The following is a 24,291-nucleotide window of genomic DNA, read 5'->3' on the forward strand; positions in this document are numbered from 1 at the left end:
GGTCAGCCCTGGGCGAGGATCGCGTAGATCCGGCGACGCGCTTCGTCGAGCACCGCAACGGCCTGCTGCACCTGCTCAGGGGAACCTGTCCGGCCAACCTGGGCTGCGGCCTGCGCGAGTTCCACGCCCGCCTTGGGCAGGGAAGCAAACCCGCCGGCCTGGGTGCCTGCTGCCTCCCACGGTGCGGACGCCGCAGGATCGTGCGCAACCTCCTCACGGCCGGCTTCGGTCAGCGAATAGATCTTGCGGCCGTTGGACTCCTCGGCGCTGATGGTGCCCTCGTCCGCGAGAAGCTGGAGGGTTGGGTAGACCGAGCCGGCGCTTGGTTTCCAGCTGCCGCCGCTGCGCTCCTCGATCTCGCGGATGATCTGGTATCCGTGCATGGGCCGCTCCGCCAGGAGTGCCAGTACCGCGGCCCGCACCTCGCCTTTGCCGGCCCGGGTTCCAACACGCTTTTCGAACCGGGACCGAAGCTCCTCCACGGCCTGCCACATGCCGTCAATGTTGTTTCCGCCAAATCCGCCTGCCGGGTACGCACCACGCATCTTGATCTCCTCAGTGAACCGCGAAAGATATACAACGATACTCAACGATACAGCCGGAGAGTGGCGGGCGGGGACGTTTTCCCTCAGGTCTTTCGGAGCGTAAGAATCTGCTCGGCACGCCCGAACGGCCCCTGCAGGTCGTGCAGGACAGTGGACGTGAGGCCTATTCCATCAGCCCCGAACGATACGGCGTTATCCAGGCCCAGCCATTCCCCTGCGGGACGGCGGTACATGTGGATCTGAAGGTCCAGGTTGGGGAACGCGTAGCTGTCCCCTCCCGGCGGAACCCGCGCTGCTATGCCGTTGGCCGTGTCAACCATGCCCACGAGGCGTGCGAGGTCGCCGCTGTCCGCACTGTCAGTCAAGGGGTGCCCGGTACGGAGCCAGACTTTCCCGGCGCCGGGGCGGTGCCCTTCTGCAACGCGCATTTCCAGGGACCGGATGTAACCCCCCGGCCAAACGGAGGCGCCGTCATAAGGCTTGCAGTCCTCCGGCCCAGGGATGGGAGTGTCTTCGAGAGCAGCCACGGGAGAGGTATCGCTGGTGGCCAGCCGCCACCCGGTTGCACGGATGGCATTCCGCCCGCCCGCCACCAGCTCGGCCTGCAGGAGTTCGATGGTTTTCCCGGGCCGGAGCGTGGTGGTTTCGATGTGGAATTCGCCGCCCGGGATAAGGCCCAGGATTTCGTAGCTGATCCGCGCCATCCGCATGTCCGGCCGGGGTTCATGCCGTTCCAGGCTGTCCGCCATGAGGCCCGATGCGGGCGCCATGTGCTGCTCGTGGACATTCCACGCACCCTGCGCATGGATCGTGGATCGGAACCGTTGTCCGCCCAGGTCCAGGTAGTAGAAGTTTCCCTCAGCCAGTTCAGGCAGCTCTGCGGTCAACGTTGGCCCCTCCGGAGTTTCCAGTGAATCGGGCTTAACTCTATCCGGCGTCCCCGGCCACGCCGGCCCGCCTGTTGGGGACCGCCGGCGGGACGCGGCGAAATGTTGGAGCCAGGCGGGATTCATCCGACTAGACTCAGGAACTGGTCCTGTCAGCAACCCTCGGAAGAGGTGTTCCATGCGCGTCATCAGCTACAACCTCCGCAAGCACAAGGCGAGCGGCGAACTCCTCGCCCTGGCGCGGAACCACGACATAGACGCGCTCTGCCTCCAGGAGGTGGACTCCAGCGACCTACCCGAAACCCTGGGGCCACTGCACCTTGCGGACTCCACCAAGGGCAACCGGCTGGGGCTGGCCATCTACTACCGCACCAGCCGCTTCACCGCCCTGGACACGCAGTCCTTTGCCCTGAAGAAGTCGATGCATGACCGTGTCCTGGCCCCGGCCCACGAGAGGCTGATCGGAACCCGCGTCATTGATAACGACACACAGCATGAGCTGGTGATCGGCTCGTTCCACGCGGCGCCCCTCACCGCGTCCAACTCGCTGCGGCGCAAGCAGATCCACGCGGCCCACGCGGAACTGCTGAGCATGGGCAAGGGGCTGATGACCCTGATGGTGGGCGATTTCAATTATCCGTTTTTCACCAAGAACCTTGACATGCACATGAAGAACTCCGGCTACGCGCTGTCCCTCAGCAACCGGCGCACGTACACGCGGTACAAGGTATTCAAGGGCCACTTCGACTTCGCGACGTCGCTGGGCCTGGACATCGAAAGCGTGGAGACCCTGCCGCGCGGCAACTCGGACCATCTCCCCATCCTTGTCACGGCAGAATATGGCCCGGACTACTAGGACTCGAGCCGTCGGTGGAGTTCCGGCCAGGACGCCTTGAAACCGGGATGCAGGTCCAGGCCTGCCACTTCAGGCAGCGGGACCCACCGCAGTTCCAGGCTTTCGGGATCGCTGATGACGGGGTCAAAGGGCTGCACCACCCGCACCACAACCGTGGTGTAGGTCCAGTAACCCAGATCCAGCAGTGACGTGAAGAGCACATCAACGTTTTCGGCGGGCACGGCAGCTTCCTCGCTCGCTTCCCGGAGCGCACCGGTAACGGGTTCCTCGCCCTCATGCAGGGCGCCGCCGGGCAGGCCCCATGTTCCGCCGTTGTGGCTCCAGACGGCCCGGTGCTGCAGCAGCACGCCCTTCCCGGGATCGTGTGCCAGTACGCCCGCCGCCCCGAAGCGGCCCCAGAAACGGCCGTGGTCCCCCTCCACCCAGGCATCGCCCGGGTCCCTCGGGCCGGTACGGACGGGCGGGGCGGAGGACGCGGTGGACGCCGGAAAGTGATCCATCGCTCCAGTCTGACAGGTGAAGTGGACGAGTTGCACCCATCCGCCTGCACCGTCAGTCAGGCCTGGTTTCCATGCCCATGCACGACGGCGAAATCACCGCCGGGATACATGATGGTCTCGTGGCCGTCGTCGAAGCGGACCAGGTACGGCGGCGTCCCGCCCTGGCCGCGCACTTCCAGGATCACTCCGTGCCGGTCCGCTGCCCCCACGGTCCTGCCGTGCACAACAATGCGGTCTCCCTGGGCTGCCTCCATGGCAATCACCTCCCAGCCCAGATTACGGCCGCGTCCGGAATCGGGAAAGAGCGGGTGTGGAAGGCCGAAGGGCACAAAGAGGTCCGCGGGAACGAGCCGGGCGTGGCAGGATTTTTCCCATGCCGCTGAATCTGGTCCTGGTCGCCGATACACACGTGCCCAAACGCGCCCGGACCCTCCCTGAACGCGTGTGGACCGCCGTCGAAACCGCCGACGTCGTCTTTCACGCCGGGGACTGGGTGTCCGCAGCCCTGCTGGACGAGTTCCTTCAGCGCAGCCAATCCCTGGTGGGGGTCTATGGAAACAACGACGGGCCGGAGCTGCGCGGGAGGCTTCCCGAAACGGCGGCAGTCACGCTGGAGGGCGTCCGGTTCGCGATGGTGCACGAGACCGGCCAGGCGAAAGGCCGCGAGGCAAGGTGCGAATCCCTGTATCCGGAGGCCGACGTACTGGTCTTTGGCCACAGCCACATCCCGTGGGACACCACTTCCCCGCGCGGGCTGCGGCTGCTGAATCCCGGCTCGCCCACTGACCGCCGCAGGCAGCCGGCCTGCACCTTCATGACGTGCGTCGTGGATGCCGGGGTAGTGGCGGACGTCCGGCTGGTAGAAGTCACCCGGGACTGAACCCGGGTTGGCAGGGCACTGCTGATTGCCTAGGCTGGAACGGTAAGCATACTTAGCTTTCTTGTTCCATCCCAGCAACAGGAGGACTGCCATGACAGACCAGTACACCTTCCGCAATCCGGTCACCGCTTACGAAAAGATTTCGCCGCCGGAACAGCACCAGCCTGAGCCGGGACTGGACGCGGACCTGGCCCCCAAGGCCGACCTCGGCGAGGAAACCTACCGCGGCACCGGCCGGCTGGAAGGCCGCAAGGCGATCGTCACCGGCGCGGATTCCGGAATTGGCGCTGCAACGGCCATTGCCTTTGCACGGGAGGGCGCCGACGTTGTCCTCTCGTACCTTCCCGAAGAGGAAGAGGATGCCGCCCGGATCGCAGGCATCATCGAGGCCGCCGGCCGCAAGGCCGTCAAGGTTCCGGGCGACCTGAAGGACGCCTCCGTGTGCCGCGACGTGGTGGACACTGCCGTCGCGGTTCTGGGCGGCATCGACATCCTGGTCAACAATGCGGGGAAACAGGTGGCGCAGGAGGAGCTGACCGGCATCACGGATGAACAGTTCGACCACACGCTGAAGACGAACGTGTACGCCATGTTCTGGCTGACCAAGGCGGCACTCCCCCATATGCCCGCAGGTTCCACCATCATCAACACCACGTCCGTCCAGGCCTACAACCCGTCCCCCACGCTCGTGGATTACGCCACCACCAAGGCCAGTATCAACAATTTCACCAAGGGCCTGGCCCAGCAGCTGGCACCGAAGGGCATCCGCGTCAACGCTGTGGCGCCGGGTCCCATCTGGACGCCCCTCCAGGTCAGCAGCGGCCAGCCCAAGGAGGAACTGCCGGAGTTCGGCCAGTCCACCCCCCTGGGCCGGGCGGGCCAGCCGGCGGAGCTCGCCCCGGCTTACGTCTTCCTGGCATCGCCGGAATCGAGCTACGTCATCGGAGAAACGCTGAACGTCAACGGCGGCAGTCCCACGCCGTAGCGTCAAGCCACCAAAAAGAACCGCCGGCGGCGGTGCCTTGCGTACTTGCGCGGGCACCGCCGTCGGCCGTTAACCCGCTGGCTTACTCTTCATCCTTGCCAGCCAGCAGTTCGTCCGTGGCAGCATCAGGCTGTCCCTCGAAAAACCGGGCCAGGACGGTTTTGAAGACAGTTTCCCCAGGAGCTGCACGGAGGAACAGCGTCATGGACGAATGCAGTTTCTTGGCGTCGATGCTGCCGAAGATATTTTCCGCCGGGCTACCCGCATGATTGGTAACGGCCAGGGCGCAGTCCAGCAGCCGGGGGCCAAGGACCGGATGGTCCAGGTACTCCCTGGCCTCGGCAACGGAGCTGATGGCGTACCGGCGCGACATTTCACTGTGGCCAAGGCCTGCGATCTGCGGGAAAACGAACCACATCCAATGGCCGGATTTCCTGCCCAGCTGCAGTTCCGCCAGGGCCTGATCGTAGGCTCCTCCGTTCTCCTGCGCCGTGACGAATCGCTCCAGGTTATAGGGATCGTTCATGGGTATCTCCTTGTGGTCGGGGTTCGGGGGCGGATTGCTGCTGGATGAAGGCCGCGGCGCGGCGGAGCCCGCTGTCCGGGTCCGCCTCCCAGCGGCCAAGGACGACCTGTGCGCGCTGGCGGTCACGTCCGCGCAGCCGGGCCAGGAACGGCACCACGACGTCGGCCAGCAGGGGTTGGGTGAGTTCGCTCGTGCCGGCAGACCGCAGGAAGCCTTCAAGCCGGGTCAGATCCGAATGGAGCAGGAGCGGCGTCCTGGATTGCAGCAGCACCACGGCAGCCAGCCGGCGCTCAAACACAGCCTTGGAGCCGGGCCGGGGCTGGCCCCACAGGGCAGATGCCAGCTGCATCACGGCGTCGTGATCGAAGTCCTTGTACTTCCGAAGGGCGTCGCGGATGGTTCCGCGGACAGCGCCCACCGAGGAGCCGTAGGAGGCCAGCTGCCCGCCAAGCCTGCCCTCGACGTCGTCGGCCCGGTACCAGGACCCCTCGTTCTGCAGGGTGCGGTCAATGAATTCTGCAGCAGCTGCCACCTGGGACGGGCCGCTGCTCATGAGCTGCGGCCGGCCGATGCGTGCCGGATGCAAAATTGAGTCCACGGCCGTGCCTCCAGCCGGCCCTCGGCGATGGCTTCCCCGCAGGCTGCGCAGGTCCCATAGGTGCCGGCGGCAATCCTGGCCAGGGCCGCGTCCACCTCGTCCAGCCCTGCGCTGCTCCTGGGACAGCTCGAACGCGATGGTGGATCCTTCCGGGTCATGTTCGTCGTCAACGTTGGAACCCTGGCGCGCTGAATTTGCGGACGCAATGTCCGCGCGGAGGGCCGGAAGGAGTGCCACCTTCCGTTCCCGCTCCTCTTCGAGCAGAATCCGGAACCGTTCGTAATCGGGCATGGCAAAAGCCTAGCGCGGCACCCGTGCAGGCTCCCCGCACGGACGGTTCCTGACCGCGCGCCATGCACTGGTTGACGGTCTCAGACGTGTTGGTTGAACCAGGCAAGGGTGTCGTTCCATGCGGCGGTCGCCTGCGCCTGGTTGTAGCGTTCACCGGTGTCATTGTGGAAGGCATGGTCCACGCCGGGGTAAACGGTGAGCTGATGGACAACACTGGCGGCTGCCAACGCGTCCTTGAGGGCGGGCATGCCGCCGGTAATGCGCTGATCGAGCTCAGCATAGACCCCGAAAACGGCCGCCTTGATATCCGCTGCCTTGGCCAGGTCCGGCGCGGGCCCATAAAACGCCGCAGTGGCCTTCAACCCCTCCAGCTCGGTGGCAGCCTGCCAGGTGATGCCGCCGCCAAAGCAGTACCCGGTCATGGCGACCCGCGCACCGTCCACAAAGTCCTGGCTCCGGAGGTACTCCAGTGCCGCTGCGAAGTCCGCGACGTGGCGTTGGGCGCCGGCCTGCGTAAGGGCACCGGGGACAGCGTCCCGGTCCAGGTTCGCAGTCCCGCCTTCCCTGCTGAGCAGGTCAAGCGCAAGGGCGGCATAGCCGGCTTTGGCGAAGCGGCGCGCCACGTCTTCAATGTGGGGTGTCAGGCCGCGGTTCTCATGGCAGATCAGCACGGCCGGGCTTCGGCCCTGCCCCTCCGGCCTTGCCTGGTACGCACTGACGGAGGTTCCGCCGGACGGAAACTCCACGGTCGCCGTCGTCAGTCCTGGCGCGCCCTCGGGAACGGAAAGCGGACTCTTGGCTCCCGGAACCGCCCCGGAACCGCCAGTCCCGGCCGCAGATGATGATGGCTCGGGAGCAGGCATGGGATCCGTACTGCGCGGCACCTCGCCGGGCGTGCAGCCGACCAGCAGCATTGCAGCCGCCGCTGCCGCCATACTTCCCGTAATAAAGGCGACCCGCCTTGTGAATGTCCGCTGGCTCAGAGCACCGGCGCGGTAGTCGTCAAAAAACTCTTCAATCAGGTATTTTTCGTACTTGCCAAGCTGCATCACACTGCCTCCTCGGGTGCCGAACATCCTCCTCCCGGCGGCCGCTGCAGACAAGCCTTGATCCCTGCTTTCCGGCACCCTTTACCCTTCTGTGACAAAGGACACCCAAATTCTTTTGACGCGCCTGTTCGCAGCCGCGCCACCCCCACGTTTCAAGGAATCCAGTCGTTTGATAAACCGAGAGATACGCCTCGCATGTTATCCAAATGTGACAATGGACGCCGGGGTAGGTTATGGTCTTCAGGTGTCCCTCTCAGACGGGACATTCCCCTCAGTATGCCGAGCCCTGCCACTGACCCGGGAACCAATCGCTTTCCAGCTGGCAGGGACGGGGGAACCAAGTTTCCGCGGCCTATTAAGGCCTTGGGGTTAAGTCGATAGCGCCTCCGTTCCTTCGGAGTAGTTACCGGCCGGGTATCTCCAACCCGAACCCGACAGCTCACCCCGCAGGCATGGGAGAGGCGATCAACTGTGTCAAAAAATTCCACCACCGCCCGTCACCGTGCGACTCCGGCCGGCTCCATCGTGCTCGAAGGACTGGCTGTTTCGGCCAAGTCCCTGAGCCGTCCGGCGCTCGCCGTTGCGGCTGCCTCCGGCATTGCCTTCGGCGTCGGCGCCCCTGCACACGCCGGTGTAACCGGCCCGGACACCACGGGAACCAGTAATGTCCAGGCTTCCGCGGCACCGGCCGCAGCAGTTGCAGCTCCCGCCGCAGCCACCGGCAACGTTCACACGGTTGTATCGGGCGACACCCTCGGTGCCATCGCTTCGGCCCACGGCGTCAGCCTGAACGACGTCCTGTCCGCCAACGGACTCAGCGTCTCCACGATCATCTTCCCCGGTGACCAGATCCGGATCCCGGCTGCAGGGTCCGCTGCAGCAGCTGCTCCGGCTTACGTTGCCCCGGCCCCCGCTGCGGCAGCACCGGCTCCGGCTCCCGTCCAGGCCGCCGCAGTCACCACCCCGGCGAACACCGGAATGAACATGTCCTACGCTTCAGCTCCCGCAGCCACCGGCAGCGGCGCAGGCGCAGCCATCCTGGCCAACGCCTACGGCCAGGTCGGTCAGATCCAGGACTGCACCGCCATGGTGGAGAAGGCACTGCGCACGGTCGGCAAGTCCGTCGGCGACCTGGCCCCCGGCCAGTTCTACCAGTACGGCTCCACCGTGAGCACCCCCGCTCCCGGTGACCTGGTCATCACCGCCGGCCACGTGGGCGTTTACGCCGGCGACGGCCAGGTTGTCAGCGGCGGCGTGAACGGCAACCAGACTGCCGTGCACTCCATCAGCTGGCTCGGCGGCGCTTCCTTCGTCCGCGTAGCATAACCAGCGCGAACAACGCTGCCAGCCCGCACAGGGCGGAAGCCACTCCAGACAGGGGCGGCAGCCGGGTTAACCCGGCTGCCGCCCCTGTCTGCGTTGTCCCCTTCGGGCTTCCCCTGGCTCCCTAGGTACCGCAGAAAGTCCGGTAGTCGCCGAAGTCTGCCGGCGGAGCCTCGGTGTAGCGCTCCAGTCCCTGCCGTTCCTGGAATGGCAGCCTGACCACCTCCAGGAGGCGGTTGAAGGGGTCAAGATCACCTTCGGTAGCCGCTGCCAACGCTTCCTCCACCAGGTGGTTCCGGGGAATGTAGGCCGGATTTACCCTGGCCATCAGCCCGGCGTCGGGTTTGAGTGCCGCCCAGCGTCCGGCCCAGGCATCGAACGCGGCGAGGTCCAGGACCATACCACGGGCTGGCCTGGTGTTTCCCGCTGCGGCCAGGCCGAGGTTCCGGAAAAATTGCGTGTAGTCAACGGGCCCGTCCTTCAACAGGCCGATTACTCCGTCAACCAGGGCAGAGGCCTCGTCGGCTTGGGCGCTTCCGGCCGGGATAGAAGATAGGCCGAGTTTTGCCTTCATGCCGTTGAACCAGGCGTCACTGTACTGGCTGCGGAATCTGCCCAGCGCCTCCACAGCGGGGGCGACTGCCTGTTCCTGGTCCTCATGGAACAGCGGAAGCATGGCCTCGGCGAGGCGTGCCAGATTCCACTCGGCCACCACGGGCTGGTTGGCATAGGCGTAGCGGCCGCCGACATCAATAGAGCTGTAGACGGCTCCAGGATTGAAGGCATCCATAAAGGCACAGGGCCCATAGTCGATGGTTTCGCCGGAGATCGTCATGTTGTCCGTATTCATCACGCCGTGCACAAAACCCACCAGCATCCACTGGGCCACCAGCCCGGCCTGCGCAGACACCACCGACTCAAACAGCGCGAGGTAGGGGTGTTCTGATTGGGCTGCGGCAGGGTAGTGCCTGCTGATGGCATGATCAGCGAGCCGGCGCAGGAGCTCCATGTTCTCGGTGGCCCGGGCATACTGGAAGCTGCCCACCCGCAGATGGCTGCTGGCCACCCGGGCCAGGACAGCGCCGGGCAGCATCGATTCCCGGCGCACGGGACGGCCTGTGGCCACGACGGCGAGGGCCCTCGTCGTGGGGATGTTCAGGGCATGCATCGCCTCACTCACGAGGTATTCCCGCAGCATGGGCCCGACGACGGCGCGTCCGTCGCCCGCCCGGGCGAAAGGTGTGCGGCCGGAACCCTTGAGGTGCAAATCCCGCAGCTGCCCGCCGTCGTCGGCGATTTCGCCCAGCAGGAGCGCACGGCCGTCGCCGAGGAGCGGCGAGTAACCGCCGAACTGGTGTCCGGCGTACGCCTGGGCAACAGGGGTGGCCCCCGCCGGGACATGGTTCCCCAGCAGGAGGCGCACGCCCTCCGGGGTGCGCAGGTATTCCGGAGCAAGCCCAAGGTCGCCGGCCAGCGCCTCGTTCAGGACCAGGATTTCAGGGTCCGGCGCCTCCTCCGCCTGCCAGGGGACGGCCAGTTCTGCGAGTTCACGGGCAAACCTGCCCTCCAAAGTAACTGTTGATTCTGCTGCTGCAGTCATGAATTAACCCTATCGCCGTCGTTGGTCCGCCGGTTGATCAGCCAAGTGATGAACCACAGGATCACGCCAATGGCCATCAGCCCGCCGGCAATCTGGTACTGGATAACGTTCCGTCCCACCCAGGGACCCGCCAGGAAAGCGCAGAGCACGGCGGCGACGAGTGGAAGCTGGCCGGGGGATGTAAAGAACACCTTGCGGTGGGGATCCCGCTTGCGGCGGAGGACTACGCAGGCCACGTTGACCACCGTGAAAACACACAGCAGCAGGAAGGCGGTGGTTCCGGAGAGGTTGGCCACGATGTTGCTGTCGGGATCACTGGCGACGTACACGATGAGTCCCAGTGCCAGGATGGTGGAGAAGGCGATTCCTGCCCACGGGGTGCGCCGGACCGGAAGGACTTTCCCCAGGGGCCGGGGCAGGACGTGCTGGCGGGCCATGCCATAGATCAGCCGGCTGGCCATCAGCATGTTGATGAGGGCAGTGTTGGCAACTGCGAAGACTGCAAGGAAGGGAAAGATCCTGTCGATGGGGAAGTCCGGTGAGCCCTTGTGCACTACTTCCAGCAGGGCAGCGCCTTCAGCTTCCCTGATGCCTTCGAGTTCGGTTGGCGACAGCACACTCACCACGGAGATGGCTACAAGCATGTACAGCAGTACTGCAATACCGAGGCCGGTGAGCATTGTGCGGGGGAAAATTTTTTCGGGGTTTTGGGTCTCTTCAACCATATTGACCGAGTCTTCGAAGCCCACCATGGCGAAGAACGCGATGGACGTGGCGGCGGTAACGGCCAGGAACAGGCCTTTGTCCTGGTAGTCGTTAAAGACAAAAATCTCGCCCGGATTTCCGGTCCCCCGGGCCATGACGAAGAAGCCGACGCCGATCACGATGCACAATGCCAGCATCTCCACCACCGTCAGCACGACGTTGAATTTGACGCTCTCCCCTACACCGCGCAGGTTGATAGCCGCCAGAAGCAGCATGAATACGAGGGCGACGGCGGTGATGACACCCTGCCCGGGCTTGCCCATCCAGCCATTCACTTCAAGCCCGCCAAAAAAGTTCTGGGCCAGGACATTCGCAGAAGTGGACGCGCTGGTAATGCCGGAGCAGACGACGGCAAACGCCACCAGGAACGTGACGAAGTGGATGCCGAACGCTTTGTGCGTATAGAGCGCAGCCCCTGCGGCCTGCGGATACTGGGTGACGAGTTCAAGGTAGGAGAACGCCGTGAGCGTCGCCACCACAAAGGCCAGCAGGAAAGGCAGCCACACGATGCCGCCCACCGTGCCGGCCATGGTTCCGGTGACCGCGTAGACGCCGGCGCCAAGGATATCGCCCACGATGAAGAGCAGCAGGAGCTTCGGCCCCAGCACCCGTTTGAGGGCAGGTTCCTTGTCATGGGCAGTAAGGTCTGACACTTCTTCGGAAGCAGCGCTCATGAGTGACCTCCATAACTGAATGAGTGGTTAGGGTCCGGCATATCGCCAGGTTCCGGCAGTCCCCCGTTGCCTTGTGGCCATCTCAGCCGCCTGGGAACGCCGATCAGTTGCAGGTCCTCCGCCGCCATGACGGTTGTGTTTCCAGCGCGTTCGCCGGCCTCTCGGGCGAGGGGCGCCACGTCGTCGCCGTACCGTGAGGAGAAGTGTGTCAGGACGAGGGTCCGGGCCCCGGCGTGTGCCGCCAACTCCCCCGCCTGCCCTGCTGTGAGGTGGCGGTACTGGCTGGCCAGTCCGGCGTCGTCATTGCTGAAGGTGGACTCCGCCACGAGGAGGTCGGCATTGTCGGCAAGTTCCTCTGCGCCCGGACAGGGCGCGGTGTCCATGACAAAAGCGAAGCGCTGGCCGGGCCGCGGAATGCTGACGTCTTCAAGGCGCACCCCGCCAAGGGTGCCTTCGCGCTGCAGCCGCCCTACGTCCGGGCCCCGGACGCCCGCCTCGCGCAGGCGTTCGGGCAGCAGGGTCCGTCCATCCGGTTCAAGCAGCCGGTAGCCGTAGGTTTCTATGCGGTGCTTGAGGGGCCGGACTTCCAGGCCTTCGGCAACAGCGCCGCCTCCGCCATGCGGGTGGAACCTGAGGTCGATGCCCGGTGTACTCACGGACACGAGGGCGCGCACAACGTCCTCTCCGGAGGACGGATAGTGAAGGTGGATCGCGTGCGGAACGCCGTCGAGGGCCATCCGTGAAAGCACCCCTGGCAGCCCGAAGCAATGGTCCCCGTGCACGTGAGTGAGGCAAATGCGGGTGATCTGGTTGGCAGAAACCCCTGCATGGATCATCTGGCGCTGTGTTCCCTCCCCAGGGTCAAAGAGGAGACCATCACCGTCCCAGCGCAGGAAGTAGCCGTTATGGTTTCGGGTCCGGGTGGGGACCTGGGAGGCCGTGCCGAGGATAACGAGTTCCCTCATAGCTTTGGAGTACCAAAAGGCAGGTTCCGGACGAACCCGGAACCTGCCTCATTGGATGCTGTGGCGGCTTAGCGCCGCCGGAGCATTCCCATGATTCTGCCGGCTACGCCGCCGGTCCTGGCGCCTGCAGCACCCGTGGTGCCCGGGGTCCGCCCTGTGGCATTAAGTCCGGTCCCGCGTGTGGTCCCGCTGGTCCCGGTCCGGCCTGCAAATCGTCCAGCGGCATTCCTGATCATGCTTCCCAAGTTCATATCAAACTCCTTCAGTGTTGATCTTGCCAACCGATATTCATCAGCCTGCTTATTATTTTAGCCTAATTTGGCTCTGGGTCGAAGGGTCCGCCGACTTTGCCTGCCAGCACGTTCCGTCAGGGCGGGAGCAATGATCCGTCCTCCGGTGGCCGGTGCTTCCGGCGCAGTCTCCGGATCAGGATGAGGACAGGCCAGGCCAGCAGTTGCAGCAATCCCGCTGAAACCAACAACGCAAGCACAAGGACCAGGACCGGCGAGTACAAAAGGAACACGCCGATTGCAGCGGCAAGGTAGCCGGCAACCAACGCCAGAAGGTCACCGCTGTCCATCGAAACTCCTCTTCGTTGCCTGGAGGGGGCCGGTCACGTAAACGGCTGTCAAAGCAGACGCAGTGGCCGGGAGATCCCTCATTCAGGGTGAAGAGACCAAGGGAAGGCAACCGACCGAAGGGCATCCTCAGGATGCCGGAAATTGTCATCCAATCTTCGATGGCTGCCGCATTCTTCCTTACGGTCACCCCAGAGTACTCCCCTGCACCGGCGTCGGAAAGAAGCGGGGCACCCGGGGCGGGTGGTGGCTTGCGCAGGTACGGAACCAGGGTCCATTGCCCCTATCAGCATGCTTTCAGGCGCTGCTACATTTGCACTCCTGAGACCAGTCCGCCCTGCCACCACCCCGTCATCCGGAAGGCTCCACCATGCTCTCTGACACCTCTCTTCCCGTCATCAAGGCAACGCTGCCTGTGGTCGGCGAAAACATCCAGGAAATCGCCAAACGGTTCTACCAGCACATGTTTGAGGCGCGGCCGGACCTTTTGGACGGCCTCTTCAACCGGGGAAACCAGGCTGACGGCCGGCAGCAGCAGGCGCTGGCCGGATCCATCGCAGCCTTTGCCAGGTACCTCGTGGAGAAGCCGGACCAACTGCCGGACCACCTGCTGTCCAGGGTGGCCCACAAGCATGTGTCGCTCGGCCTGCATCCGGACCAGTACCAGATCGTCCACGAACACCTGTTCTGGGCCATCGTGGATGTTCTTGGCGAGGCCGTGACGCCGGAGGTTGCCGCCGCGTGGGACGAGGTCTACTGGCTGATGGGTAACATGCTGATCAACCAGGAACGCGGGCTGTACAACGCCGTGCACTTGTCCCCGGAAACCATCTGGCGCACCTGGCGGGTGGCCGAGCGCATCCAGGAGACCGACGACGTCGTGACTTTCGTTGTGGAACGCGTCGACGAACGGGAGGTGAAGCCTTCCCTGCCAGGGCAGTACGTGACCCTCAAGATGCTCATGAAGGACGGCGTCCACCAGCCACGGCAATACAGCCTTACCCGTGCCGACGACGGCAAGCACCGCCACTTTGCCGTCAAGCGGGTGCACGGGCAGGGAACGCCGGATGGCGAAATGTCCAACCTCCTGCATCACGACGTGAAGGTGGGCGACGAAGTTGTGCTCTCAGCCCCCTTCGGCGATGTGGTCCTGGAGTACACGGACAGGCCTGTGGTCATGGCCAGCGCAGGGATCGGGATCACGCCGATGGCCGGGATGCTCTCGCACCTGGTGAAATCCGGCAGCCAGCGCCAGGTAATGCTCCTGCACGCCGACGACAGCCCTGAATCATTTCCCCTGCGCAACCAGGTCACCCAGGACCTCGCCCTGCTGGCCGACGGATCGATGCACACCTGGTTCCTTAACCAGGACGCCAACCAGGACCAGACGGCCGGCTCCTCCAGCTTCAGCGGGTTTATGGACGTCAACGCCATCGAGCACCCTATCGGGGCCGAATATTATCTGTGCGGCCCCTTGCCGTTCCTGCAGTCCGTGCGGAGCGGCCTCATTGCCAGGGGCGTTCCGGCCAAGGACATTCAGTACGAGGTGTTCGGGCCGGACCTCTGGCAGGCCGACTTCCAGTAAAAGGAAACCATCATGGAACAGTTAACAGGAAAAGTGGCCCTGGTCACCGGCGGGGGCTCCGGCATCGGGGAAGCAATCAGCAAGGAGCTTGCCGCCAAGGGCGCAAATGTTGTGGTGACCGACATCAACCTTGAGGCGGCGCAGCGCGTCGTCAAAGAAATTTCCGACGCCGGAGGGACAGCCTCGGCGGTTCGGCAGGACACTGCCAGCAAGGCTGATGCTGAAATGGTGGTCCGGTATGCGGTGGACACCTACGGGGCCCTGCACCTGGCGGTAAACAACGCGGGCATCGGCGGCAAGCAGGCGCCAGCCGGGGAGACGGACCTGGACGAGTGGGACAAGGTCATCGGCATCAACCTCAACGGGGTCCTCTACGGCATGCGCTACCAGATTCCCCGGATGCTGGAAGCCGGTGCGCAACGGTGTGCCATCGTGAACATGGCCTCCATCCACGGCGCTGTCGCCGCCCCGGGCAACGGCGCTTACACCGCTGCGAAGCACGGCGTGGTGGGAATCACCAGGAATGCCGCCGCGGAGTACGGTCCCCAGGGCCTGCGCATCAACTCCGTCGGGCCGGGCTACATCCGGACTCCCCTGGTGGAGAACAGCCTCAGCCCCGAGATCCTGCAGGTCCTGGAAGGCAAGCACGCCCTCAACCGGCTGGGTACCGCCGAGGAAGTTGCGCACCTCGTCAGCTTCCTCCTGTCTGAAGAAGCATCTTTTATAACCGGTGGATATTACCTGGTGGACGGAGGCTATACCGCGGTCTGAGTGCTCGGCTGGCGGGATGCTTACCGCTTAAGGCGGCGGACGAAGGGGGCCTTTCCCAGTGGCGTCCGTTCAAGCCGGTCCACCACTGTCACGTCGACAGGTGTCCCGATAATGCCTGCCGCAGTGAGTGCGCCGGCCACCGCAGCCTGAATTCCCTCAGTGGTGGTGCCCGCCCTAAGACCTGCGAGGAGGACGCGCAGTCCGTGGGCTTCCCGGAGTACCTGCCAGCCGGCGGTGGCAGCCTGGTCCAGTACGTGGTGGAACCGTTGGTATGGACGCTGACAGGCCCCGACTTCCCCGGCAGGTCGAGCACATTCAGGCTCTGTGGGCGGGGCGGAGCGCCGCCAGGCGTGCAGTGTATTCCGTCTCGTCTATTTCGCCACGGGCAAAACGCTCGGCGAGCAGGTCCTCCGCGGCGCCGCCGGCTCCGCTGTTGCCGCGCCTGCGGCCACCGGGCCCCATGGAGCGGGCAAAAACGACAATGGCAGCGATGATGGCGCCCCAGAAGAGGATGAAGCTGACCACCATCAGGATGTAGCCCCAGGCACCCATGTTCCCGTCCCAGTACATCATCGCGGATCCTTCCGTCCCGGGGCCATACTCCCAGCTCGACTGTCCCGCAGATCCGGATTCAGCGACAGAGTCTTTCGTCCCCCAGTACCCGTCCAGCCCCGGGAACGGTGGAAGCACTGGCGGGCCAAGTCCTTCCAAGGGCTCCACAGGGGGAAACGGAACTGCCTGCCGGGCAACTACTCCAGCAATCACGCAAGCGGCCCTGGTCCGGGCAGCGCACGCCCTCCGGAATGCCCAAAGTACTGGAACACCCCGTTAGGCGACCCCTCCGCCCGGACGCAGCCGCCGTCGTAGATGCTCCTTACCGCTCCAGGTCGTCTGGTTCAAACTCGCTAAGCGGGGAACCGCCGAAGTTTTCCGTGTCGTCACTGCCCTCGGACTCCGGGCCGGAGGGGTTTTCGCCAAAGTCGACATCTGCAACCGCCTCACCAAGGGTGGGTGTTGCCGAAGCTTCCTGCGGGCCATCAGCTGCGGCGCGGGCCTGCGCTGTCTCGTCCCGGAAGGTCTGGTCGCTGATGAAATCTTCTTCTTCTCCGGAAACCGCCTCATCCTGAAGCAGCGGGTCCTCCTGCCAGCGGTCCGGGTTGTTCTCCGCAGCGCCGGGGTAGCTGTCCGGCTCGCCCCTTACAGGGTCAAGCTCAAGGGAGGAAGCTGCACCGGGAGTCTCATCGAGAAGCACGTCGTCATCCTGGACAACTTCAAGCTCGTCATCGGGGAGGTTCTGTTCCGTCATGGTGATGCCTTTCTCTCGAACAGGTAAGCCGGGCAATAGTCAGCATACTGACGAAGTGGTGCCGGCGCTAACCTCCCGGCTGCCCATCCATCTGCCGCGAGCACAGGTCCCCGGGCCCAGCGCAGCTAAAGCCCCCGATCAGGATTAACCACGTCAAGGCGGCATTTGCCGTGACCTTTGGCCCTATGTCCGTAGCGGGCTCCAGGCCACTGTTGTACTTGACCACGCCCGCGCAAACCAGGAAGCCAGGCAATGACAGCCCGTAAACCTATTGCCGTCGCCACCAACGATTCGCCGCAGAGCCAGGCGGCAGTGCTGTGGGCTGCACGGCGGTCCGGGCGCGCCGGTTTGCCGCTGGTCATACTCCACGTGGTCGATGACCGGTGGGTGGCGGAACCCTATCCCTGGACCGGCGTCCTGGAAGAAGCCGGTGACAGGCTCCTGCAGATCGCGGCCGGGCGTGTCCGGGACACTTTCCCCATCACCATCACCACCCGGCTGCTGACCGGAAGCATCGCCGGCTCCCTGGCGAAGTACTCAGGCAAAGCGTCAATGATGGTGGTGGGCTCGGGCACCGGACACCTTGGCGGTTCCCTGGCTGACCGGGCGCTCCAGGTTGCAGCCGCGTCCAAGGTGCCTGTGGCTGTGGTGGGAACGCAGGACACAGACGGCCGTTCCGGCGTGGTGGTGGGGGTTGACGGTTCGAAGGAAGCGACCCAGGCGGTCGCTTTCGCTGCCGCTGAGGCTGACCGTGAAGGTGATGACCTCACCGTCGTGTATGTCATTATCGCCCCTGACCGCGTTGGCGATGCAGGCCTGAACGCCACCAGCCTCGCAGACCTCATTGCCGAAGAAGAGCGCCTTGTCCTGGCGGAAACCGTGGCCGGGCTCAAGGAGGACTATCCAAGCGTGACGGTGCATCAGATTCTTGAAACCGAGCGGGGGCCGGTGGAAGCCCTGGTGGCCGCCGCGGCCAACGCGAGGATGCTCGTGGTGGGAAGCCGGGGCAGGGGCGCCATCAAAAGAATCCTGCTCGGGTCTACAACCCACGGAGTCCTCAGGCATCTGCCCTGTCCCACCGTTATCACCCGCATCCAGGCCGCAAAGAACAAAAACTAACGGAGGGTTCGGCACCGTCCCTCTCGTCCCTACCTCCTACTTTTCGGGTTGGCATCATGAAAAAGACCGCGTCAGTAATCATGCTTATCCTCGGGATCCTCATCTCGCTGATTGGCCTTGCCACCTTGGCCGGCGGCGCCGTCGCCTCAGTGGTGGGGTCCGCCCAGGGCGACGGCTACCTCACCTCCGGCACCGCCCGCCTGGCTGTGGGATCCCACGCCTTGACCACCCCCCGCCTTGATGCCGTGGGTGAGGGCGTCCCACCGCGCTTGCCGTTCGACGTCGGGACGCTCCGGCTGCGGGCATCCTCCACAGACCCCGGGAAGGAGATCTTCATAGGAGTCGCTCCGCAGGACGACGTCGAGCGGTACCTTTCCGGCGTGCATCACTCGGAACTGATTGAGGTGGACAGCCGTCCCTTCCGGGCGGAATACCGCGACATTCCGGGCACCACCCCTCCCGCGCCCCCAGGAGAACAAACGTTTTGGAGCACGTCCACCTCCGGCCCCGGCCAGCAGGAGCTTACGTGGAACCTTGCCGCCGGCAGCTGGGAAATAGTCATCATGAATGCAGACGGCAGCCAGGGGGTTGACGCCCAGGTGCAGGCAGGCTTCCGTTCGGACCTGATCAGGCCGGCCGCCACCGGCCTGCTGGTGGGAGGGGCAGTTGCACTGGTAGTCGGGATTCCCTTGCTGATCCTGGGAGCCGTCGGACTGGGCCGGCACACGGGCCCGCATTCCGGGGGGCCTGCCGGACCGCCGCCGGGGTATGGGCCGCCAACCGGGTACGGACCGACGTCCGGCTATGGGCCGCCGCCCGGATACGTGCCACCACCCGGATATGCACCAGGAGGGCCCGGAACAGGGACGGCCGGAGCCTCAGGAGTGCCCGGCCTGCAGGGAGCCGGCAGCCCGGGCGTCCCCCCGGCGCCCAGGCCCGGCATCGCGGACCAGGCCGACCGGGCCCCATACCCTGCCCGGCTCTTCGGCCAGCTTGACCCGGGCCTGTCAAGGGCCATGTGGCTGGTGAAATGGTTCCTTGCCATTCCGCACTTCATCGTGCTGGTTTTCCTGTGGTTTGCGTTCCTAGTGACGACGATTTTTGCGGGGTTCGCCATCCTGTTCACGGGCCGCTACCCCCGGCCGCTGTTCGACTTTAACGTTGGAGTCCTGCGCTGGAACTGGAGGGTGGCCTTTTATGCCTATGCCGCCGCGGGCACTGACCTCTATCCGCCCTTCACCCTGGCCCGCACCAACTATCCGGCTGATTTTGAAGTGGACTACCCAGAGCGGCTCTCCCGGGGACTGGTCCTGGTCAAATGGTGGCTCCTGTCCCTCCCGCACCTGCTCATCGTCGCCGCCCTGGCCGGCAACACCTGGACCTGGCGGACAGAAACAGGGGATCTGGGAACCACCTATGAACGCGCAACGGGCCCGTCCCTGCTGGGGTTGCTCGTACTGGTCGCCGTGGTGGCCCTGCTCTTCACCGGCCGGTACCAGCGTCCGCTGTTCGATCTGATCCTTGGCATCAACCGGTGGATCTACCGTGTACTGGCCTACACGGCCCTGATGCGGGATGAATACCCTCCGTTCCGGCTCGACCAGGGACCTGGTGAAGTGACCCCGGCGCTGGAACCACCCCACAATGAACCACCACCATGGGAACCCGCCCAACAGGAACCTCCGCACCATGAAGCACCCCGCCCCGGAACGAGCCCTGCCCCCGGGCCATGACCTGGCTGGCAGGCCTGTTCCTGATAGCTCATGGGCTGATCCACGCCGGAATCTGGTGCACACCGTTTGATCCGGCAAAGGCACCGTTTGATCCCAGGCATTCATGGCTGGCAACCCGGTTGGGTTCCGATGGGCCAGCCCGTTCCCTCCCGGTAATGCTCGCGCTCGCAGCCACCGCAATTTTCGTCATCTCGGGCGCCGCGGTCCTGGCCGGCGCCCCACGGGCAGGAGTTGCGGCTGTCACGGGAGCTGCGGTCTCGTTGCTGCTCACCGTGCTGGTCTTCAACCGCTGGCTTTCGCTCAACCTGCTGATCAATGCCGCCATCATTGCTGTTGCCATGGCTACCCGGTGAAAACCAGGCGATAAAAAGGATCAGCGGAGCATCCTTGGGGAGCGCCCCCTGCAGTGACTTTCGGCCCTACCTCCCGTTCTTTGGCCGGGACATCATTACGAATGACCGCATGGCCCTGTAAGGAGCTGAGATGAATACTGCTGGAGCACCATTCGCCCGGATTGTTGTAGGAGTGGATGGATCAGAGCCCTCCATCGAGGCGCTCCGGCAGGCCCAGCGCCTGGCACTGCCCCTGGGAGCCAAGGTCCTGGCCAATGCGTACTGGGATTACCCGCAGGTTTACGCAGGCTACGTGATGGTGGGCATTGAAGGTTTCGAAGAACGCGCCGGGCAGATCCTCGATGAGGCGGTCAGGACAGCGTTCGGTGACGAAACGCCGTCGAACGTTGTTACCAACCTGGTGCGCGGCCACCCGCGGGACGCGCTGATTGAGGCCACCCGCGACGCCGATCTGGTGGTGGTGGGAAGGCGTGGCCACGGAGGTTTTGGCGGCCTGCTGCTGGGCTCGGTCAGCTCGGCCCTGGTGGCCCACGCCCACTGCCCGGTGCTGGTGGTCCACACACCGGACGAACGCTCGTAAAAACGTCCTGGAGGCGGAGAACGTGGAGGGCGGCCGACGGCGGGTGGTGGCCATCGCCGTCGTGCTGGCCCTGCTTGCTGTCACCTTTGTCCTTGCCGTGCTGCTCCAGCCGGCAGCGGAGAGTCCGCCGCCGTCGGCCGCGTCGTCCGGCTCTCCGGGCAGCTCCAGCAGCCCCGGCAGCCCCAGCCCGGACGTATCCACTGCCTCTCCCTCTGCAGCCGAGGCCACGGAAGCATCCACGGAAACGCCCGAGGCAGGCCAAAACCCCGTCCAGCCGCCGGCCACCGTGCCACCCGTTCCAGTCACACCGCCGCCCCCGCCGGAGGAAGAGCCGGACCCTGCCACGCCCGGCGTGCCGTTCCCGGCCCCGCTCCGCAACCAGGACCTCACGGTCCTCCCGGGCGCGGGCCGCGTGGTGGCGCTGACTTTTGATGCCGGCGCCAACGCGGCAGGCTTGCCGAAGATCCTGTCCACTCTGTCGGCAAAGGGCGTGGCCGGCACGTTCTTCCTTACCGGGAACTGGGTAGAGGCCAACCCCGGCGGGGTGGGGCAGATTTTTTCGGCCGGGCACCGGGTGGCCAACCACTCCATGACCCATCCCGGTTTCACCGGCCTCAACACCGCTCAGATCAGACAGCAGGTCCGCGGGGCTGAGCAGGTCATCCTGGCCGTCGGGGCCGACTCCAGGCCATTGTTCCGTTTCCCTTTCGGTGAGCGGGATGCCCGCACCATTGCTGCTGTCAACGACCTTGGCTATGTTGCCGTCCGATGGACCGTGGACACCCTGGGGTGGAAAGGCACCAGCGGGGGCGCCTCCGCACAGGTCGTCGCTGACCGTACCCTGGCAGGCCTGCAGCCGGGCGAAATCGTCCTCATGCACATTGGCTCCAATCCCGACGACGGCACAACCCTTGACGCCGATGCCCTGCCGGGCATCATCGACCGGATCAGAGCCGAGGGGTACGGATTCGTGACCCTCGATGTGCTGCTCGCCCCATAGGCCAGGAAGGCCCAGCCATGGACAAGGCCCGGCAGCCAGGAACCGCCGGCAAAAGGTCCGGCCAGGGACCAAACGGTACGCCTGATCCGGCCCACCACGGCCTCCCCCTGCACGAGGTGGTCCTGCTCCTTGAAACAGACCACGTGCAGGGCCTCGCTTCTGCAGAGGTAACCCGCCGTAAGGCCCAGTTCGGAGCCAACGTACTTCCCCGCTCACGGGGCGGGGGGATTTTCCGCAAACTTGCGCGGCAGTTCCACAACCCGCTGGTATATGTGCTGCTGGCCGCGGCAGCCGTCACGCTGTTCCTCGGCGAATACCTGGACTCCATTGTCATCCTCGCCGTCGTCCTGGTGAACACGGCGATTGGGTTCATCCAGGAAGTCCGGGCAGAGGCTGCCCTGGATGCGCTCCACTCCCTTGTCCGCACCCGCGCCGTGGTGATCAGGGGCGGACAGAAGCAGGAGGTGCCCTCGGAGGAGCTCGTGCCCGGCGACCTTGTCCTGCTCGAAGCGGGCGACAAGGTGCCGGCGGACCTCCGCCTGGTCCGGCTCTCCGGCCTGCGGGCGGATGAATCCGCCCTGACAGGCGAGTCCGAAGCAGTAGCAAAGGACGAGGTGGTCCTTCCGCCGACCACACCGGTGGCGGACCGTCGCAACATGGTCTACAGCGGGACGCTGGTGACTGCGGGAACGGGCGCCGGGGTGGTGGTGGCAATCGGGGGCGAAACAGAACTCGGCGAGATTCATCGGCTCATGGGTGCGGTCAAGCCGGTGGCCACACCCCTGACACAGAAACTGGCACGCTTCAGCATGACCCTGACGGTGGCCATCCTTGCCCTGGCTGCCGTGGCTTTCCTTGTGGGCGTGGCACGCGGCCAGGAACCCGCGCAAATGTTTACCGCGGCCGTCGCACTGGCTGTGGGGGCCATCCCCGAGGGCCTGCCTGCCGCCGTCACGGTGACCCTCGCCATCGGTGTCCGCCGGATGGCCCGGCGCCGCGCCGTGGTCCGCAGGCTGCCGGTGGTGGAAACGCTGGGCAGCACCACCGTCATCTGCTCGGACAAGACCGGCACGTTCACGGAAAACCAAATGACGGTGCGTGCGCTCTGGACCCCCTCCGCCAGTTATGAAGTGACTGGCTCCGGCTACGGCCCGGAGGGGCACATTTTTCCGGCAGGGGCGGGGGCCATTGACGCCACCAAACCGGGCAGGGGGCCGACGACGGCGGCACAGGATATGGCGCTGTACTGGTCCCTCCTGGCGGGAGGCGCCTGCAATGACGCCGAGGTGGTCAAGGAAGGTCACGTCTGGCAGGTCAAGGGGGACCCTACGGAGGCAGCAATGCTGGTGGCGGCCGGCAAAGGAAGCGTGGACGCCCCGGAGTTCCTCGCCGCCAATCCCCGCCGCCACACACTGCCGTTCACTTCCGAGCGCCAGTACATGGCTACGCTCCACTCCCCCCGGCTCCCGGACGGCAGCGGCGCCGGCTTGGGCATTGTGTTGGTCAAGGGCGCCGTGGAACGGGTGCTGGAGCTGTGCGCGGGGCAAATGGACAGCAACGGCGGCAGCAGTCAACTTGCCGGGCAGGCGGTCCTCGACAGGGCCCACCGGTTTGCCGGCACCGGACTGAGGGTCCTGGCGACTGCCATGATGCCCCTGCCTGCCGGCACCGCCCTTGACGAGGCAGACCTGCAGGGGCAGATGACGCTGACGGGGCTCCAGGCGATGTTCGACCCGCCGCGGGAGGCCGCAGCTGCAGCGGTGCGGGCGTGCCACCAGGCAGGGGTGGCGGTCAAGATGATCACCGGGGACCACGTTGGAACCGCCGCCACCATCGCCAGGGCAGTGGGCCTTACCGCGGACCGTGCCGACGGGACAGCGCTGACGGGAACGGAACTGGAAGCGATACCCGCAGAACAACTCCCTGATGCCGTGGAGCGGGCCACTGTTTTCGCACGGGTGTCTCCGGAGCAGAAGCTCCGCCTGATTGGCGCCCTGCAGTCACGGGGACACGTTGCGGCCATGACGGGCGATGGCGTCAATGACGCGCCGGCGCTGCGCCAGGCAAACGTGGGCATCGCCATGGGACGCTCCGGAACGGAGGTGGCCAAGGAGGCCGCAGACATCGTCCTCACGGATGATGACTTCGCCACTATTGAGGCGGCCGTGGAGGAAGGCAGGAACGTTTTTGACAACCTGACCAAGTTCATCGTCTGGACGCTGCCCACCAATATGGGAGAAGGCCTGGTGATCCTGGTGGCCATCCTGGTTGGCGCCACGCTCCCCGTCCTGCCCACCCAGATCTTGTGGATCAACATGACCACCGCCGTGGCCCTGGGCCTGATGCTGGCCTTCGAACCGAAGGAACCGGGCCTCATGTCCCGCCCGCCGCGCACCCCGGACCGTCCGCTCCTGACCTGGATCCTCACCCTTCGGGTCCTGCTGGTGTCCAGCCTCCTCGTGGCGGGGACCTGGTGGATCTTTGAACTCGAACTGGCAGGCGGCGCGTCCCTCGCTGAAGCCCGGACCGCGGCAGTCAACCTCTTTGTTGCGGTGGAAACGTTTTACCTGTTCAGCTGCCGTTCCCTCACCCGGTCAGTCTGGCGGATCGGCTTCTTCAGCAACCGCTGGGTCATCCTGGGTGTCCTGGTGCAGGCAACCGGGCAGCTGGCCATCACGTACCTTCCCCTGATGAATGAGCTGTTCCATACGGCGCCCATCGGCGCGGAGACATGGCTGCGGATCCTGGGCATCGCACTGCTCGCTTCCCTGGTGGTCGCAGCGGACAAGCGCTTCCGGCGCCATTCGTTCCAGCAGTGGTGA

General features: G+C 65.2%; 25 protein-coding genes, 1 pseudogene and 1 riboswitch. Of the genes and pseudogenes, 12 read left to right on the forward strand and 14 right to left on the reverse strand.

Annotated elements, in window-relative coordinates:
• Positions 1-2: 2 nt before the first annotated feature.
• Both CXX84_RS05510 and CXX84_RS05515 read right to left on the reverse strand, forming a co-directional pair.
• Entirely contained in the window at positions 3-545 is a 543-nt protein-coding gene (locus tag CXX84_RS05510) for a PadR family transcriptional regulator (RefSeq protein ID WP_102975689.1), read from the reverse strand.
• Positions 546-628: 83 nt separating this feature from the next.
• Positions 629-1,432 (reverse strand): thioesterase family protein, encoded by an 804-nt coding sequence (locus tag CXX84_RS05515; protein ID WP_102975690.1) that lies wholly within the window; start codon positions 1,430-1,432, stop codon positions 629-631.
• 178 nt (positions 1,433-1,610) lie between these two features.
• Between CXX84_RS05515 and CXX84_RS05520 the strand changes: the two genes are divergently transcribed.
• Positions 1,611-2,288, forward strand: a complete 678-nt coding sequence (locus CXX84_RS05520) for an endonuclease/exonuclease/phosphatase family protein (protein ID WP_102975691.1) — start codon at positions 1,611-1,613, stop codon at positions 2,286-2,288.
• Here CXX84_RS05520 and CXX84_RS05525 read toward each other — a convergent pair.
• The gene (locus CXX84_RS05525) at positions 2,285-2,788 is read right to left on the reverse strand and encodes an NUDIX domain-containing protein (RefSeq protein WP_102975692.1); all 504 of its coding nucleotides are present in this window, start codon (positions 2,786-2,788) and stop codon (positions 2,285-2,287) included. The genes CXX84_RS05520 and CXX84_RS05525 overlap by 4 nt on opposite strands.
• 56 nt (positions 2,789-2,844) lie before the next feature.
• Complete coding sequence (locus CXX84_RS05530; RefSeq protein ID WP_102975881.1) at positions 2,845-3,042, reverse strand: DUF1918 domain-containing protein; 198 nt, start codon at positions 3,040-3,042, stop codon at positions 2,845-2,847.
• A 119-nt stretch (positions 3,043-3,161) separates the two neighbouring features.
• On the opposite strand from CXX84_RS05530, the gene CXX84_RS05535 reads away from it, so the two are divergent.
• The gene (locus tag CXX84_RS05535) at positions 3,162-3,668 is read left to right on the forward strand and encodes a metallophosphoesterase family protein (RefSeq protein WP_189337508.1); all 507 of its coding nucleotides are present in this window, start codon (positions 3,162-3,164) and stop codon (positions 3,666-3,668) included.
• A gap of 91 nt (positions 3,669-3,759) precedes the next feature.
• The gene (locus tag CXX84_RS05540; protein WP_102975693.1) at positions 3,760-4,653 is read left to right on the forward strand and encodes a glucose 1-dehydrogenase; all 894 of its coding nucleotides are present in this window, start codon (positions 3,760-3,762) and stop codon (positions 4,651-4,653) included.
• An 82-nt stretch (positions 4,654-4,735) separates the two neighbouring features.
• Here CXX84_RS05540 and CXX84_RS05545 read toward each other — a convergent pair whose 3' ends face one another.
• The 4 genes and pseudogenes from CXX84_RS05545 to CXX84_RS05560 form a co-directional block, all read right to left on the reverse strand.
• The gene (locus CXX84_RS05545; protein ID WP_102975694.1) at positions 4,736-5,179 is read right to left on the reverse strand and encodes a DUF1810 domain-containing protein; all 444 of its coding nucleotides are present in this window, start codon (positions 5,177-5,179) and stop codon (positions 4,736-4,738) included.
• Complete coding sequence (locus CXX84_RS05550; protein ID WP_102975883.1) at positions 5,163-5,732, reverse strand: DNA alkylation repair protein; 570 nt, start codon at positions 5,730-5,732, stop codon at positions 5,163-5,165. Before CXX84_RS05550 ends, CXX84_RS05545 begins: the two co-directional genes overlap by 17 nt.
• Positions 5,729-6,068 (reverse strand): annotated as a pseudogene (locus tag CXX84_RS05555) (TraR/DksA family transcriptional regulator). The gene CXX84_RS05550 and the pseudogene CXX84_RS05555 overlap by 4 nt, the downstream one beginning before the upstream one ends.
• 80 nt (positions 6,069-6,148) lie before the next feature.
• Positions 6,149-7,117 carry a dienelactone hydrolase family protein gene (locus CXX84_RS05560; protein WP_223252981.1) on the reverse strand — a complete coding sequence of 323 codons (969 nt, stop codon included), beginning with the start codon at positions 7,115-7,117 and terminating at the stop codon, positions 6,149-6,151.
• 267 nt (positions 7,118-7,384) lie between these two features.
• A riboswitch (cyclic di-AMP (ydaO/yuaA leader) is annotated at positions 7,385-7,585 on the forward strand.
• 3 nt (positions 7,586-7,588) lie between these two features.
• Between CXX84_RS05560 and CXX84_RS05565 the strand changes: the two genes are divergently transcribed.
• Entirely contained in the window at positions 7,589-8,443 is an 855-nt protein-coding gene (locus CXX84_RS05565; protein ID WP_102975696.1) for a LysM peptidoglycan-binding domain-containing protein, read from the forward strand.
• Between the two features lie 121 nt (positions 8,444-8,564).
• On the opposite strand, the gene CXX84_RS05570 is transcribed toward CXX84_RS05565, so the two are convergent.
• The 4 genes from CXX84_RS05570 to CXX84_RS05590 all read right to left on the reverse strand — a co-directional run bounded on the left by CXX84_RS05570 (position 8,565) and on the right by CXX84_RS05590 (position 13,024).
• Entirely contained in the window at positions 8,565-10,040 is a 1,476-nt protein-coding gene (locus tag CXX84_RS05570; RefSeq protein ID WP_102975697.1) for a protein adenylyltransferase SelO, read from the reverse strand.
• Entirely contained in the window at positions 10,037-11,479 is a 1,443-nt protein-coding gene (locus CXX84_RS05575; protein ID WP_102975698.1) for an APC family permease, read from the reverse strand. The genes CXX84_RS05570 and CXX84_RS05575 overlap by 4 nt, the downstream gene beginning before the upstream one ends.
• A complete protein-coding gene (locus CXX84_RS05580; protein WP_102975699.1) occupies positions 11,476-12,444 on the reverse strand; it encodes a ribonuclease Z in 969 nt (322 codons plus the stop codon). The genes CXX84_RS05575 and CXX84_RS05580 overlap by 4 nt, the downstream gene beginning before the upstream one ends.
• Positions 12,445-12,811: 367 nt before the next feature.
• On the reverse strand, positions 12,812-13,024 hold the full coding sequence (locus CXX84_RS05590) for a hypothetical protein (protein ID WP_102975701.1): 213 nt from the start codon (positions 13,022-13,024) through the stop codon (positions 12,812-12,814).
• Between the two features lie 368 nt (positions 13,025-13,392).
• On the opposite strand from CXX84_RS05590, the gene CXX84_RS05595 reads away from it, so the two are divergent.
• Together CXX84_RS05595 and CXX84_RS05600 are read left to right on the forward strand one after the other, a co-directional pair.
• On the forward strand, positions 13,393-14,607 hold the full coding sequence (locus CXX84_RS05595; RefSeq protein ID WP_102975702.1) for a globin domain-containing protein: 1,215 nt from the start codon (positions 13,393-13,395) through the stop codon (positions 14,605-14,607).
• Positions 14,608-14,619: 12 nt separating this feature from the next.
• Positions 14,620-15,378 carry an SDR family NAD(P)-dependent oxidoreductase gene (locus CXX84_RS05600; protein ID WP_102975703.1) on the forward strand — a complete coding sequence of 253 codons (759 nt, stop codon included), beginning with the start codon at positions 14,620-14,622 and terminating at the stop codon, positions 15,376-15,378.
• 315 nt (positions 15,379-15,693) lie between these two features.
• Here the strand turns inward: CXX84_RS05600 and CXX84_RS05605 are convergent, their stop codons facing one another.
• Complete coding sequence (locus CXX84_RS05605) at positions 15,694-15,951, reverse strand: SHOCT domain-containing protein (protein ID WP_102975704.1); 258 nt, start codon at positions 15,949-15,951, stop codon at positions 15,694-15,696.
• 301 nt (positions 15,952-16,252) lie between these two features.
• A complete protein-coding gene (locus CXX84_RS05610; protein ID WP_102975705.1) occupies positions 16,253-16,684 on the reverse strand; it encodes a hypothetical protein in 432 nt (143 codons plus the stop codon).
• 252 nt (positions 16,685-16,936) lie between these two features.
• On the opposite strand from CXX84_RS05610, the gene CXX84_RS05615 reads away from it, so the two are divergent.
• The 6 genes from CXX84_RS05615 to CXX84_RS05640 all read left to right on the forward strand — a co-directional run bounded on the left by CXX84_RS05615 (position 16,937) and on the right by CXX84_RS05640 (position 24,291).
• Positions 16,937-17,803, forward strand: coding sequence for a universal stress protein (locus CXX84_RS05615; RefSeq protein ID WP_102975706.1), 867 nt, complete (start codon positions 16,937-16,939; stop codon positions 17,801-17,803).
• 56 nt (positions 17,804-17,859) lie between these two features.
• Positions 17,860-19,536: a DUF4389 domain-containing protein gene (locus CXX84_RS05620; protein ID WP_223252982.1), complete on the forward strand. Its 1,677-nt coding sequence runs from the start codon at positions 17,860-17,862 to the stop codon at positions 19,534-19,536.
• A complete protein-coding gene (locus CXX84_RS05625; RefSeq protein WP_102975707.1) occupies positions 19,533-19,889 on the forward strand; it encodes a hypothetical protein in 357 nt (118 codons plus the stop codon). Before CXX84_RS05620 ends, CXX84_RS05625 begins: the two co-directional genes overlap by 4 nt.
• 130 nt (positions 19,890-20,019) lie before the next feature.
• Positions 20,020-20,469: a universal stress protein gene (locus CXX84_RS05630; protein ID WP_102975708.1), complete on the forward strand. Its 450-nt coding sequence runs from the start codon at positions 20,020-20,022 to the stop codon at positions 20,467-20,469.
• 22 nt (positions 20,470-20,491) lie between these two features.
• Positions 20,492-21,469, forward strand: coding sequence for a polysaccharide deacetylase family protein (locus CXX84_RS05635; RefSeq protein ID WP_223252983.1), 978 nt, complete (start codon positions 20,492-20,494; stop codon positions 21,467-21,469).
• Between the two features lie 17 nt (positions 21,470-21,486).
• Positions 21,487-24,291 (forward strand): HAD-IC family P-type ATPase, encoded by a 2,805-nt coding sequence (locus CXX84_RS05640; protein ID WP_102975709.1) that lies wholly within the window; start codon positions 21,487-21,489, stop codon positions 24,289-24,291.

This window comes from Arthrobacter sp. AFG7.2 (assembly GCF_002892835.1).
Classification (GTDB): domain Bacteria; phylum Actinomycetota; class Actinomycetes; order Actinomycetales; family Micrococcaceae; genus Arthrobacter.

Excerpts from the sequence above, each read along its gene's own strand:
- CXX84_RS05510 (WP_102975689.1), bottom strand. The coding sequence starts at position 545 with ATGCGTGGTGCGTACCCGGCAGGCGGATTTGGCGGAAACAACATTGAC.
- CXX84_RS05520 (WP_102975691.1), top strand. The coding sequence starts at position 1,611 with ATGCGCGTCATCAGCTACAACCTCCGCAAGCACAAGGCGAGCGGCGAA.
- CXX84_RS05525 (WP_102975692.1), bottom strand. The coding sequence starts at position 2,788 with ATGGATCACTTTCCGGCGTCCACCGCGTCCTCCGCCCCGCCCGTCCGT.
- CXX84_RS05530 (WP_102975881.1), bottom strand. The coding sequence starts at position 3,042 with ATGGAGGCAGCCCAGGGAGACCGCATTGTTGTGCACGGCAGGACCGTG.
- CXX84_RS05535 (WP_189337508.1), top strand. The coding sequence starts at position 3,162 with ATGCCGCTGAATCTGGTCCTGGTCGCCGATACACACGTGCCCAAACGC.
- CXX84_RS05540 (WP_102975693.1), top strand. The coding sequence starts at position 3,760 with ATGACAGACCAGTACACCTTCCGCAATCCGGTCACCGCTTACGAAAAG.
- CXX84_RS05545 (WP_102975694.1), bottom strand. The coding sequence starts at position 5,179 with ATGAACGATCCCTATAACCTGGAGCGATTCGTCACGGCGCAGGAGAAC.
- CXX84_RS05550 (WP_102975883.1), bottom strand. The coding sequence starts at position 5,732 with ATGAGCAGCGGCCCGTCCCAGGTGGCAGCTGCTGCAGAATTCATTGAC.
- CXX84_RS05560 (WP_223252981.1), bottom strand. The coding sequence starts at position 7,117 with ATGCAGCTTGGCAAGTACGAAAAATACCTGATTGAAGAGTTTTTTGAC.
- CXX84_RS05570 (WP_102975697.1), bottom strand. The coding sequence starts at position 10,040 with ATGACTGCAGCAGCAGAATCAACAGTTACTTTGGAGGGCAGGTTTGCC.
- CXX84_RS05575 (WP_102975698.1), bottom strand. The coding sequence starts at position 11,479 with ATGAGCGCTGCTTCCGAAGAAGTGTCAGACCTTACTGCCCATGACAAG.
- CXX84_RS05580 (WP_102975699.1), bottom strand. The coding sequence starts at position 12,444 with ATGAGGGAACTCGTTATCCTCGGCACGGCCTCCCAGGTCCCCACCCGG.
- CXX84_RS05590 (WP_102975701.1), bottom strand. The coding sequence starts at position 13,024 with ATGGACAGCGGTGACCTTCTGGCGTTGGTTGCCGGCTACCTTGCCGCT.
- CXX84_RS05595 (WP_102975702.1), top strand. The coding sequence starts at position 13,393 with ATGCTCTCTGACACCTCTCTTCCCGTCATCAAGGCAACGCTGCCTGTG.
- CXX84_RS05600 (WP_102975703.1), top strand. The coding sequence starts at position 14,620 with ATGGAACAGTTAACAGGAAAAGTGGCCCTGGTCACCGGCGGGGGCTCC.
- CXX84_RS05605 (WP_102975704.1), bottom strand. The coding sequence starts at position 15,951 with ATGATGTACTGGGACGGGAACATGGGTGCCTGGGGCTACATCCTGATG.
- CXX84_RS05610 (WP_102975705.1), bottom strand. The coding sequence starts at position 16,684 with ATGACGGAACAGAACCTCCCCGATGACGAGCTTGAAGTTGTCCAGGAT.
- CXX84_RS05615 (WP_102975706.1), top strand. The coding sequence starts at position 16,937 with ATGACAGCCCGTAAACCTATTGCCGTCGCCACCAACGATTCGCCGCAG.
- CXX84_RS05620 (WP_223252982.1), top strand. The coding sequence starts at position 17,860 with ATGAAAAAGACCGCGTCAGTAATCATGCTTATCCTCGGGATCCTCATC.
- CXX84_RS05625 (WP_102975707.1), top strand. The coding sequence starts at position 19,533 with ATGACCTGGCTGGCAGGCCTGTTCCTGATAGCTCATGGGCTGATCCAC.
- CXX84_RS05630 (WP_102975708.1), top strand. The coding sequence starts at position 20,020 with ATGAATACTGCTGGAGCACCATTCGCCCGGATTGTTGTAGGAGTGGAT.
- CXX84_RS05640 (WP_102975709.1), top strand. The coding sequence starts at position 21,487 with ATGGACAAGGCCCGGCAGCCAGGAACCGCCGGCAAAAGGTCCGGCCAG.